Origin of the sequence: Thermomonospora umbrina (assembly GCF_003386555.1) — a bacterium.
GTDB lineage: Bacteria > Actinomycetota > Actinomycetes > Streptosporangiales > Streptosporangiaceae > Thermomonospora > Thermomonospora umbrina.
Map to the genome: position 1 here is coordinate 543,887 of NZ_QTTT01000001.1, position 12,994 is coordinate 556,880.

The 12,994-nt window shown below is 75.6% G+C and carries 10 protein-coding genes; 5 read left to right on the forward strand and 5 right to left on the reverse strand.

Annotated features, from left to right (window positions below):
- Nucleotides 1–62: 62 nt before the first annotated feature.
- A complete protein-coding gene (locus DFJ69_RS35250) occupies nt 63–923 on the reverse strand; it encodes a LuxR family transcriptional regulator (RefSeq protein WP_245973938.1) in 861 nt (286 codons plus the stop codon).
- Nucleotides 923–2,641: an ATP-binding protein gene (locus DFJ69_RS02380; protein WP_245973940.1), complete on the reverse strand. Its 1,719-nt coding sequence runs from the start codon at nt 2,639–2,641 to the stop codon at nt 923–925. Before DFJ69_RS02380 ends, DFJ69_RS35250 begins: the two co-directional genes overlap by 1 nt.
- Nucleotides 2,642–2,860: 219 nt before the next feature.
- On the opposite strand from DFJ69_RS02380, the gene DFJ69_RS02385 reads away from it, so the two are divergent.
- From DFJ69_RS02385 to DFJ69_RS02405, 5 genes are all read left to right on the forward strand, one after another.
- Complete coding sequence (locus DFJ69_RS02385; RefSeq protein ID WP_116020958.1) at nt 2,861–4,075, forward strand: hypothetical protein; 1,215 nt, start codon at nt 2,861–2,863, stop codon at nt 4,073–4,075.
- Nucleotides 4,072–4,611, forward strand: a complete 540-nt coding sequence (locus tag DFJ69_RS02390; RefSeq protein WP_245973942.1) for a hypothetical protein — start codon at nt 4,072–4,074, stop codon at nt 4,609–4,611. The genes DFJ69_RS02385 and DFJ69_RS02390 overlap by 4 nt, the downstream gene beginning before the upstream one ends.
- On the forward strand, nt 4,608–5,252 hold the full coding sequence (locus tag DFJ69_RS02395; protein WP_116020959.1) for a hypothetical protein: 645 nt from the start codon (nt 4,608–4,610) through the stop codon (nt 5,250–5,252). The genes DFJ69_RS02390 and DFJ69_RS02395 overlap by 4 nt, the downstream gene beginning before the upstream one ends.
- Before the next feature lie 2 nt (nt 5,253–5,254).
- On the forward strand, nt 5,255–8,344 hold the full coding sequence (locus tag DFJ69_RS02400) for a chromosome partitioning protein ParA (protein ID WP_245973944.1): 3,090 nt from the start codon (nt 5,255–5,257) through the stop codon (nt 8,342–8,344).
- A gap of 157 nt (nt 8,345–8,501) precedes the next feature.
- Complete coding sequence (locus DFJ69_RS02405; protein ID WP_116020960.1) at nt 8,502–10,238, forward strand: serine/threonine-protein kinase; 1,737 nt, start codon at nt 8,502–8,504, stop codon at nt 10,236–10,238.
- Here DFJ69_RS02405 and DFJ69_RS02410 read toward each other — a convergent pair.
- The 3 genes from DFJ69_RS02410 to DFJ69_RS02420 are packed head-to-tail and all read right to left on the reverse strand — an operon-like array spanning nt 10,195 to nt 12,976.
- A complete protein-coding gene (locus tag DFJ69_RS02410) occupies nt 10,195–10,998 on the reverse strand; it encodes an ATP-binding cassette domain-containing protein (protein WP_211328488.1) in 804 nt (267 codons plus the stop codon). The two genes, DFJ69_RS02405 and DFJ69_RS02410, sit on opposite strands and share 44 nt — an antisense overlap.
- The gene (locus DFJ69_RS02415) at nt 10,995–11,996 is read right to left on the reverse strand and encodes an ABC transporter permease (RefSeq protein WP_116020961.1); all 1,002 of its coding nucleotides are present in this window, start codon (nt 11,994–11,996) and stop codon (nt 10,995–10,997) included. Before DFJ69_RS02415 ends, DFJ69_RS02410 begins: the two co-directional genes overlap by 4 nt.
- On the reverse strand, nt 11,993–12,976 hold the full coding sequence (locus DFJ69_RS02420; protein ID WP_116020962.1) for a sugar ABC transporter substrate-binding protein: 984 nt from the start codon (nt 12,974–12,976) through the stop codon (nt 11,993–11,995). Before DFJ69_RS02420 ends, DFJ69_RS02415 begins: the two co-directional genes overlap by 4 nt.
- Nucleotides 12,977–12,994: the final 18 nt, after the last annotated feature.

Genomic DNA, 12,994 nt, shown 5'->3' on the forward strand with positions numbered 1-12,994 from the left:
GTGTAACCGCGCTCGCGCACGAGCCCGCCCCGGGGCGGGGACTGTGTACACAGGGGTGCGGACTACTGAGCGCCGGCGATGTTGTCGACCGCCCAGGCGGCGATCTGCGCGCGGGAGCCGAAGCCCAGCTTGGTGAGGATGTTGGTGACGTGCCGGGCCACCGTGGCCGGGCTGATCACCAGCTCGTCGGCGATGCCCCGGTTGCTCAGCCCTCGCGCGATCAATTGGGCGATCTCGCGCTCCCGGGGCGTCAGCATGCCCGGCGGTGTGACGGGCGCGGCGGGCGGCGGGGCGGGGGCCTCCGGCGCGGGACGATCCGCGTCCACGGCGGACGCCGGAGCGCCGTCCGAGGGTACCGCCGCCTCGCCGGCCGCCGCCGTGCGCCCGGGGGCCTGCCGCTCCAGCGCGTAGGCCACCGCGTCATCGGCGGACAGCGCCCGGCCCTCGCCCCACAACTGCGCGACGCGCTGCTCCCCCAGCCTGCGGCGGGCGGGCTCCAACACGCCCTCCACCCGAGGTCCGCGCGGGCAGCCCCGCTCCTCGTCCGGCCCGATCCGCTCGCGCAGGGCGGCGGCGGCCCCGCCGAGCAGCAGCGCGCCGGACTCGTCGCCCTCCTGCACGAGCAGCTCGGCGAACGCCTCCAGCCCGCACGCGACGGCGGCCCGCAGCCCGATCGCCCGCCCCAGCCGCAGGGTCTCCTCCAGCGCGCGGCGGGCGGCCTCCAGATCGCCCTGCGCGAGGGCGCAGCGGCCCAGCCCGTTCAGGCTCCGCATGATCAGCGGGCGGGCCCCGATCTCCCGCAGCGGGGGCAGCGCCTCCTCGAAGTGCCGGCGCGCGCCCGCCTGGTCTCCGCGCGTCCGCGCCAGCGCGCCCAGCAGCACCCGGCCGAGCGAGACGCCCCACAACTGGTCCAGGTCCCGCATCAGCGCGGCCCCGGACTCGAAGACGGCCTCGGCCTCGCGCAGCCTGCCCCCCGGAGCAGGACGACGCCCCGCCAGAACTGCGCCAGGCCCTCGTTCCACGGGTCGGCCTGGGCGCGGGCCACCGACAGCGACTCCTCGGCCAGCGCCAGCGCCCGGTCGTCCTCGCCGGCGCGCATCGCGACATGGACGAGCACGCCCAGCCCGGCGGCCACCGTGCGGGCGTCGCCCACCGCCCGACAGTGCTCGAGCCCGGCGCGGGCGCAGGTCTCGGCGACGTCGAACTCACGCCGTTCGACGGCGAGCTGGGCGCGGCCCACCAGGGCGGGGCCCAAGACCCGGGGATCGGCGTCGCCGCCCCGCTCCAGGAACCAGTCGCTCCACTTGGCGGCCTCGGCGTAGTGGCCGCGCGGCCCCCAGAACAGCCGCGCCGCCAGGCACAGGCGCAGCCCCTCCTCCACGTCGCCGCGTTCCCTCGACCAGGCCAGCGCCACCCGCACGTTGTGCTGCTCGACGTCGTAGCGGTCGTACAGCTCGACCCGCCGCCGCCAAGACGCCGGGCGGTGCGCGACGCCGAGCTCCGCGTGGTGCTCCAGCAGCTCCAGGACCGCCGCCCGGTGCCTGCCGCGGAGCGCCTGCTCCTCCCCCGCCTCCGCCAGCCGCTCGACGGCGTACTCGCGGATGCTCTCCAGCAGCCGGAACCGGGTCTCCCCCGCCACCTCGCGGTCCACCACGACCAGCGACTTGTCGACCAGCGCGGTCAGCAGGTCCAGGATCTGCTCCTGCGGCAGCAGCCCGTCGGCGCACACCTGCTCGGCCTGGTCCAGCGACCAGCCCGCGAACACCGACAGCCGGCGCAGCAGGATCCGCTCCGGCTCGTCCAGCAGCTCGTGGCTCCAGTCGATGGCGGCCCGCAGGGTGCGCTGGCGCGGCGGCGCGGTCCGGTCGCCGGCCGTCAGCAGCCGGAACCGGTCGGTCAGCCGGTCGGCGATCTGCTCCAGCGACAGCACCCGCACCCGGGCGGCGGCCAGCTCCAGCGCCAGCGGCACCCCGTCCAGCGCCCGGCACAGCTCGGCCAGCGCGGGCGCGTTGCCGGGGGTGAGCGCGAAGTCCGGTCGGGCGGCGGTCGCCCGCGCCATGAACAGGCGGACCGCCTCGTGCCGCGCGGGGCCCGCGGGCTCGTCCCGGGCGGCGGGGAACGACAGCGGCGGCACCCGCCACACGTTCTCGCCCGGCACCCGCAGCGGCTCCCGGCTGGTGGCCAGGATCCGGAGCCGGTCACAGCGGGCCAGCAGCGTCCGGCACAGGCTGGCGCACTCTTCCACCAGGTGCTCGCAGTTGTCGAGCACCACCAGCGCCCGACGGCGGCGCAGCGCGTCGGCGAGGAAGTCCGCGGGGGCCCGGCCGGTCTCGTCGGCCAGGCCGAGCACGTCGGCGACCCGGCGGGCCACCGGGTCCAGGTCGACGGCGCCCGAGCCGACGTCGGCCAGCTCGATGAACCAGACGCCGTCGGGCTGGTCCCCGGCCAGCGCGCGCGCGACCCGCACCGCCAGCCGGGTCTTGCCGATCCCGCCGGGGCCGCACAGCGTCACCGCCCTGGTCTCCGAGAGCAGCCGGCGCAGGTCGGCCAGGTCCCGCTCACGGCCGACGAAGGCGTTCGGCTCCGCGGGCAGGGCCGGCGGCCTCGCGCCGATACTGGTGGGGGCGGTGTCCGATGTCATGTGCGCTGGTGATCCGGGTGCTGATCCGTGTGGGGTGATCTGCGGTGATGAGGCGGCCCGACATCTGGCGGTCACCGTGAGTCTTGCACTCATGACCATCCGCCGTCTTGTTTTCCAGACGGAAAGTATCCGTCCGGCCGCAATCGGTCGCCGGCCCGCCCGTCCCCCGATGTTCACCTTGCGGGGCCGACCCGCGGACTCCCGGTACGGTAGTGCGCCGTGTCCTCCCTCTCCGAGACCCCGGGGTCCCTCGACGACGTGCTGGTCGGCGAGGCGGTGCTGGGCGTCTACCGGCAGATGTTCGCCGCCCTCGCCCGGGACGCGGGGGCGGTCGTCGACGATCCGGAGCTGGTCGACATCGCCGAGACGCTGCTGTCGGCGTTCGCCGAGGCGGGCGAGGACGGGCTGAGCCGGGAGCAGATGCGGTACGTGTGCCGCCGGCATCCCGCCGACGCGTTCGAGAACCGACTGCGGGTGCTGCGCGGACTGGGCGCGATCCGCGAGGTGTTCCCCAAGCCCAACCAGCTCCGGTACCGGGCCTCGTTCACCAGCGTGGTCGGGCTGATGTTCGTGCGCCGGATGATGCTGGACGGCGGCCAGTCGGAGATGCACCGGCTGCTGGCCCTGGAGCGGCTCAACGCGGCCGACCCGCGGATGACGGCCGAGCAGGCGCGGGTGGGGGCCGACGGGCTCGGCCGGGCGTTCCGGCTGTGGAGCGTGGAGCTGCTCACGCTGGCGAACTCCACCATCGAGGAGCTGCGCGAGCAGGCCCCCAAGCTGTGGGGCACCACCGAGGTCATCGACCGGGCCGAGCAGCTCCACGGGGCGATCCTGCGCCGCTGGCCCGAGCTGGACCGCACCTGCACCGAGCTGCGGGCCGCCATCCACGCCTACGGCGACGCGTCCCGGCGGGCCGCCGCCCGGCTCACCGACTCGGCGGGCACCACCCGCAACCTGACGCTGCTGCCGCCGGAGACGTGGCGGACCTACGCGCGGACGGCCTCCCGCGAAGAGCTCGCGGGGGTGCTGGAGGGGTTCGTGTTCGACGCGCCCGCGCCGTGGCACGACCCCGCCGCCATCGTGACCGCCGTCGAGGACGGTCCCCGCACCGCGCCGGCGCGCCCCGCGCCGCCCCGTCCGTCGATCCCCGACCCGGGTCTGGCGGGGCGTCCCCCGGCCGACCGCTCGGAGGCGGACCGGCTGGCCGGCGTCGCCGAGCAGGTCTTGCGCGGACGCGACCGCGTGGACGTGCGCGAGGCGCTCGACCGCGACTGGCCGACCGCGCGCCGTCTCCTCGCGGACCTGTCTGCGGCGCACCTGCGGCCGGAGCTGCCCTACCGGCTGGTGTGGTCGGACGGGCTCGACACCCGTCCCGGCGACGCGCCGTCCTGGCTGTCGCACGGCGTCTTCGAGCGTTCGACGGAGACGCCGTGACCGGGCCGGACCCGCAGGTCCTCGCCCGTGCCCGCGCCCGGATGCTGGGCGCGGCGGCGTCCCTTCCCGCGTCCGCGCCGGTGCCGTCGGGGCTGACGCGGGTGAGCGACGGGTCCCGCGTCTGGGCGCTGCCGGAGTGGCCCGACGGCGCGACCCCGTCGGTGTTGGAGGAGTACGAGACCGCCCCCATGCCCTTGGACCGCCCCGGGCAGGCCCGACGCGTCCTGGCCGCCGCGCTGCGCTGCTGTTGGACGCGGCTCGACGACTCCCCCTGGCCCGGTGGGACCGCCGCGCTCGCCGCCGTGCTGGAGGTGTACGTGACGATGACGCGAGGGGACGCCGACCTGATGCGCCGCTGGGCCGTCGGCGACCTGCGCCGCCTCGCCGACACCGGCTGGCTCCTGGTGGACGAGGACGCGGGCTCCGTGCGCCCCGGCCCCCGCACCGCGCTGTGGGCCGAGGACACGCTGGCGCCCCTCCGCGCCCTGCTCCGCCGTCTCCCCCCGCCCCCGGACGAGGGCGGGCCGCAGGCGTGAGCGAGCTGTTCGAGCCCCTGCTGCGGCCGTACGACGAGAAGCGCAGGGCGGAGTTGGTGGCGGCGTTCATGGCGGTGGAGCACGCCGCCGCGCCGATCCCCGAGGTGCGGTTCCCCGCCCTGCGGGAGCCGGCGCTGCGGCGCACGGTGGAGCGGATGCTGGAGCTGTCGGGGCGCACGCTGATCCGCACGTCGGCCGCGCACTGGATCTCCGGCCACTCCGACGAGGTCCGGGAGGCGCTCGGGGCGGACCCGGAGGTCGCGCTGTCGGTCGCCGAACGGGCGGTGCTGACGCTGGTGCTGATCCACGCGGTGGCGATCCCGCGCGCCGAGGGGCGGTTGACGGACGACTCGTGGCTGTCGCCGTTCCCCGCGCCGCTGGAGGAGCTGCGCCGCCGGTCGCAGTTGACGATCACGGAGCTGGAGTCGGCGCTGCGACGGCTGCGGGCGGCGGGGCTGGTCGGTCCGGTGAAGGCGGGCTCGGACGAGGCGTCCGGCGGATACGTGCCCGGCCCGCAGTTCCACCGGCTGACCGAGGCCGCCCGACGGCGGCTGCAGGAGGAGCTGATCCTGGCCGCCGGCCCGGACTCGCCGCTGGCGGCGGCCATCCGGGCCCGGCGGCGCGGCGCACGGAAGGGGTGACGATGACGGAAGGGGCCAGCATGACGGCCGTCCTGTCGGAGGGGCTCGACGGGCCGCCGGGCGCGACCGAGAACGTCGTGGGCGACCGCACGCTCGTCGCGGTCCAGGCGGTCAACATCTCCCGGCTGTCCACGCACCCGGTGCCGACCGTGCCCGGCACGCTGATCGTGGTGGCCGGGCAGGGTCCCAAGGACTCCAACGGGGCCGGGAAGTCCTCGTTCATCGCGGCGATCACGGCGCTGCTGGGCGACGAGCAGTGGCGGTTCGCGTCGGGCGCGCGGGCGGTGGCGGAGCTGCTGTTCAACGCCGAGCTGGCGGCGCAGGGCGAGAGCCGGTGGGCCAGCGCCGACCACGGCTACATCGCGGGGGTCTTCGCCGAGCCCGACCTGCTCGACGACGCGGTCACGGTGTGGCTGCGGGTGAACGTGGACGCCCCGCACCTGGAGATCCGGTGGCGGCGGGGCGTCCATCTGGCGGCGGCGCCGTCGGAGGCGGAGCGGGTGGCGCTGGCCGACCGGCGGTGGGCGGAGCTGCCCCGTTCGGCCGGGCGGCGCGACCTGGTCGCCAAGGACCTGGGCCGGGTCCTGTACGGCGGGCGGGTGCGGTGCGTGTCGTTCCTGTCGACGTCGGTGCGCAGCAAGGTCGCCACCAACCTGCTGTCGCAGCCGCTGAACGAGATCCCGCCCGAACGGATCTTCGGCGCCATCGCGGCGCTCACCGGGCTGGACCGGGAGCTGGAGACCGAACGCCGGTCCCGCGCCGACGAGCACCGCGAGCGCGCCAAGGCCGCCGAGGCCCGCGAGCGGCTGGCGGAGTGGGAGGCCGAGGCCGCCGCCCTGCTCACGACGTTCGACCGCCGGGACCGGGCCCGCGAGGAGGTCGCCGCCGCGCTGCGGCACTGGCGCACCCGGCAGGCCCGGCTGCTGCTGGACGCGACCGAGGCGGACGCCGCGCACACCGCCGAGCTGGCGCGGCTGCACGCCGAGACCGCCGAGCTGGCCGCCGCGATCAAGGCGGTGGACCGGGAGGTCGAGCAGCTCACCGGCGGGGCGTTGGACGAGACGCTGGCGGAGGCCGCCCGGGCGCTGGCGGAGCTGAAGGGCCGGGCCGACCGGATCGGCGAGGACAAGGCGGTCGCCCGCAACCGGCTGGAGGAGCTGCGCCGCCGGGTCGCCGCGTTGGAGGACCGCCGCCGCGAGGCCGACGACCGCGACGAGGACGCCGCCGTCAAGGAGCTGGCGGAGGCCGAGGCGCGCCGTGACGAGGCCCAGCAGCGGCTCGGGCTGGCCAAGGGTCGGCTCGCCCAGGCCGAACGCGACCTGGCGGCGACCGAGGCGGGCGAGGGCGGCGCCCCCGCGCAGATCCGCGCGCTGGCCGGGGCCGGCGTCGCCGCGATGGGCCTCCTCGACGCCATCGACCTGGCCCCCGATGCGCGGGAGCGGTGGGAGATCGCGCTGTGGCCGTACCGGGAGGCGGTCGTGGTGCCGTCCACGGACGTGCCGGCGGCGGTGGAGGCGCTGCGGTCGCTGCCCGGCTCGATGATCGTGCCCGCCGAGGGCGCGCTCACCGGCGACGCGGTGACGGAGGGGTTGCCGGCGGGTGTGGAGTGCCGGGCGGCGCTCGCGCCGTTCTTCGCGGCGCTGTCCGGCGACGACGCCCGGGGCGTCGTGGTCGTGGGCGGCTTCCCGGAGCCGGTGACCGGCCGGGTCGCCCGCGTGCAGGCCGCCCGCGCGGCGCTGGAGGCGGCCGGCGACGCGGTGGAGGCCGCCCGGGGGGACGCCGCCGACGCCTCGGCCGAGGTCGCCCTCGCGGGGCGGCGGCTGGCGGGCGCGCGGGCCGCCGCCGAGCTGGAGTCGGTGCGGGAGACCATGGCCGAGCTGCGGGAACGGCTGGAGTCCCTCGCCACCGGCGAGGCGAAGCTCGGTCCCGGACTGGGCGCGGCCGAGCAGACCGTGCGTCGGCTGCAGGCCAGGGCCGACACCCGGGCGCTGGAGGTCGATCGGCTGCGGGGACGGCGCGAGGCCCACGAGCGGACCCGCGACAAGGCCCGTGAGCAGGCCGCCGACCTGGCCGACCGAAGGGCGGCGCTCGGCGTGGAGGAGCTGCGGCGCGAGTGGGGCGCCTCCCGGGAGGCCGCCGAGGAGTGGCTGCTCGCCCTGGACGCCGACGAGCGCACCTGGACGCCCGACGAGTGGTGGCACACCGCCGAGAAGCATCTGGGCGAGGCGCTGCGGAGGGTCTTCCCGGACGGCGCGGCCGACGCGGACATGCCGGAGGAGATCCGCTTCCTGCTACGCGAGCGCGCCGAGGGCGAGGGCCGCCGCACCGAGCGGGAGCAGTCCACCTTCCCCCGGCTGGCCAAGGCTCTGCACGGCCATCTGCGGCAGCAGGAGGACTACGAGCGGCACCAGCGGCGGCAGATCGAGGTGCAGGTGTCGGCCCGCCGCATCGACATGGAGAAGGCCTCCACGGGCGCGGAGGAGGCGGCGGGCGCGGCGGCGGCCCACCGCACGGCGCTGACCGCCGCGATCCGCGCCCGGCTGCAGCGGGTGTCCGAGGAGTTCGAGAAGCTCGACCTGGCCTACGGCGGGTACGGCGCGACCCTGGACTTCCCGACCCCCGAGCCGCCCGCCGATCCCGAGCAGGAGTGGCGCTGGAAGGTCGTCCCCCGGTGGCGGCGCTCGGAGGGCCGGCGGTACGTGCCGTACAACCGGCGCGCCAACACCGCCCTGATGGACGAGAAGGCCGTGAAGCTGGTGTGCGCCGCCGCGCTGGCCGGTTCGGGCGGCGGCCGGCTGTGCCTGGTGCTGGACGAGTTGGGCCGCAACCTCGGCAAGGAGCACCGCAAGGAGGCGGTGGCGCTGTTCCGGCGGATCGGGGAGACCCACGGCATCACGGTGATCGGCGCCCTGCAGGACGACATGGAGCCGTACGCGATCGACGCGTGCGGCCAGTACGTCAAGCTGCGGCGTTCGTCCGACACGATGCCGTACAACGAGCCGCCGATCGTGGTGGGGCACGACGAGCACGAGGCCCGCGTCCGGCTCCTCGCCGAGCACGTCGGCGTCACCCGCCCGGACGCGTCGCCCTGACCGCGCCGAGGGGCCCCGCCCGCGCGGCGTTCGGCCGGGCCTTCCCGGGTGGGGCTGTCCGGTCGAGAAGCTGGAAGCCCTGCGGGCGACTCCCGAACTCCGCTCCTGCCGCTAACGTCTGAAAAGCCGGAAAGATCGGCAAGGCGAGGAGCGTGGTGTGGCGGAATGGCGGATCTCGGGTTTCCGTGAGATACGTGAGCTCGGCAGCGGCGGCCAGGGGCGGGTGGTGCTGGCCGCCCACGAGCGGTCCGGTGAGCCCGTCGCCATCAAGTACCTGACCGCCCGGGCCGTCGAGGGGAGCAGGGAACGCCTCCGGCATGAGGCGCGGATGCTCGGGCAGGTCGACAGCCCCCACGTCGCGCGCCTGTACCGCCTCGTCGAGGGCGAGCACGGCGCCGCGCTGGTCATGGAGGCCGTCGACGGCACCTCGTTGAAGGCGGTGCTGGCCGAGCACGGCGCCCTCGCGCCCGAGGCCGCGCTGGCCGTCCTCAAGGGCTCGCTGCTCGGGCTCGCCGCCGCCCACGCCGTCGGCGTCGTCCACCGCGACTACAAGCCGGCGAACGTGGTCGTCCCGGCCGACGGGCGCAGCAAGTTGATCGACTTCGGCGTCGCCGTTCCGGCGGGGGCCGCCTCGGCGGAGGGCACGCCGTTCTACATGGCCCCGGAGCAGTGGCGCGCCGAGCCGGCCGGTCCCGCGACCGACGTCTACGCGGCCACCTGCGTCTTCTACGAATGCGTCACCGGCCGCCGCCCGTACGAGGCGGCGGACCGGATCGCGCTGATGGGCCTGCACGGCACCGCCCCGATCCCGGTCGAGTCGGTGCCGGACGCGCTGCGCCCCTTGGTCGAACGCGGGATGGCCAAGAACCCCGGGGAACGGCCGGCGGGCGCGGCGGCGTTCGTCGACGAGCTCGAACAGGCCGCGCGGGCCGCCTACGGGGCCGACTGGGAGGCCCGGGGCGTGCGGACGCTCGCGGCCGCCGCCGTGGCGCTCGCCGCGCTCTTCCCCTTGGCGGCGGCCGGTCTCGCCGCCCCGGCGGCCGCCGTCGGGGCCGGGCTGTCGGCCGGCGGTGCGGCGGGTGCGGGCGGCGCGGCGGCGGGCGGGGGCCTGTTGGCGGGTACGGGCGCCAAGGTCGGCGTCGCGATCGCCACCACCGCCGTCGTCGGCGCGGCGGCCACCGGCGGGGCCCTGTACGTGAACCGGGACGACCCGGCGCCTCGGACGTTGAACGTGTCCGCCCGGACGGAGACGTACTCGCAGGCGTTCCGCGACATCAACATGGTCGTGGACCGGGCCGAGTTCGTCACCGTCAGCGGGCACCCCGACCCCGCCGTCCAGCGGCGGATCAACCGCGCCCTGCGGGCTCCGCTCGACCAGGCCATCGCGGACTATCGGCGGCACTGGGAGCAGGTCGGCCGCCGGACCGCCGGAGAGCCCTCCGGGACGCCGCTGCGGCTGACGATCGCCACCCGGTACGGCCTTCGCGGGCCGCGCCTGTTCTCGGTGCGGTACCTCGTCGACAACCCGGTCTACGCCGGGGGCGGGGTCGACCTGAGGGCCAAGTCGGTCAACGTGGAGCTGGCCACCGGCCGTGTCCTCCAGGTCGGGGACGTCTTCCAGCCCACGGCGCTGGCCGGCGGGGCGGCGGTCCTGGGCCGTCGGGTGCCCCCTCCGCCGCCGATCCCGGCCGGCGACCTGTTCTGCCGGTTCACGCCGATCAGCGGGCTCGGGCGGATCGGGGGAGCCGCCGCCGTCGCCCCCACGTTCACGCCGACGCACATGGAGTTCACCTGGACGGTCTCGGAGCTGTGCCGTGACAGCCGGACGCGCCGGATCCCGTACGAGCAGCTCAACGGTCTTCTGAAGCCCGAGGTCCTGCGTCTGGTCCGCTGAGTTCGAGCTCGTGGGCGAGGCGTTCCAGCTCGGCGCCGCCCGCCATCAACGCCGTCAGCTTCTCCCGGGTGATCTCCCCCTTGGCGTGGTGGCCGATGGCGCGGCCCCGGTTGAGGATGAGGAACCGGTCGCCCACCAGATGCGCGTGGTGGGGGTTGTGGGTGACGAAGACGACGCCGAGGCCGCGTTCCCGGGCCTGGACGACGTAGCGCAGCACCATCCCGGCCTGCTTGACGCCGAGCGCGGCGGTCGGCTCGTCCAGCACCAGCACGCGGGCGCCGAAGTGGACGGCGCGGGCGATGGCCACGCACTGGCGTTCGCCGCCGGACAGGGTGCCGACGGGCCGGTCCACGTCGCGCAGGTCGATGCCCATCCGCAGCAGTTCGGCCCTGGCGGTGCGCCGCATGAAGGGGATGTCCAGGCGGCCGGGGCCCTTGCGCACCTCGGAGCCGAGGAAGAAGTTGCGCCAGACCGGCATCAGGGGGACCACGGCCAGGTCCTGGTAGACGGTCGCGATGCCCAGGTCGAGGGCCTCGCGGGGCGACCCGAGGACGACCGGGCGACCCCGGACCTCGTAGGTCCCCGCGTCGTGCCGGTGGAGGCCCGCGATGATCTTGATGAGGGTGGACTTGCCCGCCCCGTTGTCGCCGAGCACGCAGGTCACCGCGCCCGCGTCGACCTCCGTGGAGACGTCCCGCAGGGCGATGACGTGGCCGTGGCTCTTGCCGACGTCGGTCAGCCGGATCAGCGGCGCGCTCACCGGCCCGCCCCCACCCTGCGTCGCACGGCCAGGTTGACGACGGTGGCGAGCAGCAGCATCGCCCCCAGCCAGAACTTGAACCAGTCGGGATCCCACTGCGCGTAGACGATGCCCTTGTTGGTCATCCCGAAGATGAGGGCCCCGATGGCGGCGCCGATCGCGGAGCCGTACCCACCGGTCAACAGACAGCCGCCGATCACCGCGCAGATGATGTAGAAGAACTCGTTGCCCACACCCTCGCCGGACTGCACGGAGGCGTACGCGAAGAGCAGGTGCATCCCGGAGAACCACGCGGTGAAGGCCACCCCCATGAACAGCGCCACCTTCGTGCGGGCCACCGGTACGCCGACCGCTCGGGCGGCCTCGGGAGCCCCGCCGCCGGCGAAGATCCAGTTGCCCGCCCGGGTCCGCAGCAGCAGCCAGGTCGCCGCCGCCACGAACACGAGCCACCACACCACGGTCACGTTGACGCGGACGTCCCCGACGTCCAGGTCCGCGGCGAACACCGCCCGCGCCGCGGCGAACCCGTCCATGTCCCGGATGGAGTCGGTGGCCACCCCGCCGGTGATCATCTTGGTGACGCCGAGGTTGGCGCCCGCCAGCATGAAGAACGTCGCGAGCGTGACGATGAAGCTCGGCAGTCCGGTCCGGACGCACAGCAGCCCGTTGACGAGGCCCAGCGCCAGCGTCACCACCAGCGAGACCGCCACCCCGACCCAGACGTTGAGGGAGAGCTGGTAGGCGACCGTCGCCGCGACCAGCGCGCCGGTCGTGACCATCACGCCGGCCGACAGGTCGAACTCGCCGCCGATCATCAGCAGCGCCACCGACACGGCCATGATCCCGAACGTCGAGGCCGCGTACAGCACCGTCGACAGCGAGCCCGCCCGCAGGAACGTGTCGGCCACCAGCGAGAAGAACACGAACAGCGCGACCGCGCCCAACAGCGCCCCGACCTCGGGCCGCCCCGCCCACCGCCTCGACGTCGACCCGCTCATCGCGTGCCCCGCGCGGCGAAGGGCGCGACGGTGTCGGCGTTGGCGCGGGTCACGACGGCGGGGCCGGTGAGGACGGGCCGTCCGCCGCCGATCACGTTGCCGTTGACCTTCAGCAGCCACAGCGCGTCGACGGCCAGGTATCCCTGTAACCAGGGCTGCTGGTCGACGGCGAACGCGACGGCCCCGTCCCGGATGGAGGAGATCAGGTCCCTGCTCATGTCGAAGGTGCCGATCCCGGCGGAGGAGCCGGCCTCCTTGACGGACTGCACGGCGGTCGCGGCGAACGGCGCGCCGAGCGTGAGCACCCCGTCGACGGCGGAGTCGGCCTGGAGCTTGGCGGTGAGGGACGACCTGACCTGCGGCATGGTGGTGCCCTGCACGTACAGGTTCTCCATCGGGCCGCCGAAGGTCCGCGCGGCCCCGGCGCAGCGGCCCTCCAGGCCCACGTTGCCCTGCTCGTGGACGACGCAGACGGCCCGCCGCGCGCCGATCCGCCGCAGCTCGCGGCCGGCGGCCTCGCCGGCGACGACCTCGTCCTGACCGAAGTGGGCCACCGCGCCGAGCCGCGCGGACTCGGCGGCGCCGGAGTTGACGGAGACCACGGGGATCCTCGCGGCGACGGCCTGGCGCACCACGTCGCGCAGCGCGTCGGGCTTGGCGAACGTGACGACGACGCCGTCCACCCGCTGGTCGACGGCGGTCCGCACGAGCTGGGCCTGCTCGCCGCCGTCGGGGTCGGCCGAGTAGAGCAGCTCCACGTCGTCCTTGGCGGCGGCGGCCTCAGCGCCCTTGCGGACGATGTCCCAGAAGGCGTCGCCGGGCCCGGAGTGGGTGATCATCGCGATCCTGAGGCGGGGGCCGGATCCGACCCCGACGTCGGCGGCCTCGTCCTCGGCCCTCTTGCCGCCGGAGCCGCTGCACCCGCCGAGCAGGAGCGCCATGACGGCGACGCCTCCGGCTAAGCCATGCCTCCGCTTCATCCGTTCTCCGTCCTCACA

Bases quoted from the DNA above. Each gene is read 5' to 3' on its own strand.
- DFJ69_RS35250 (WP_245973938.1), bottom strand. From the start codon at position 923: ATGCGGGACCTGGACCAGTTGTGGGGCGTCTCGCTCGGCCGGGTGCTG.
- DFJ69_RS02380 (WP_245973940.1), bottom strand. From the start codon at position 2,641: ATGACATCGGACACCGCCCCCACCAGTATCGGCGCGAGGCCGCCGGCC.
- DFJ69_RS02400 (WP_245973944.1), top strand. From the start codon at position 5,255: ATGACGGAAGGGGCCAGCATGACGGCCGTCCTGTCGGAGGGGCTCGAC.
- DFJ69_RS02415 (WP_116020961.1), bottom strand. From the start codon at position 11,996: ATGAGCGGGTCGACGTCGAGGCGGTGGGCGGGGCGGCCCGAGGTCGGG.
- DFJ69_RS02420 (WP_116020962.1), bottom strand. From the start codon at position 12,976: ATGAAGCGGAGGCATGGCTTAGCCGGAGGCGTCGCCGTCATGGCGCTC.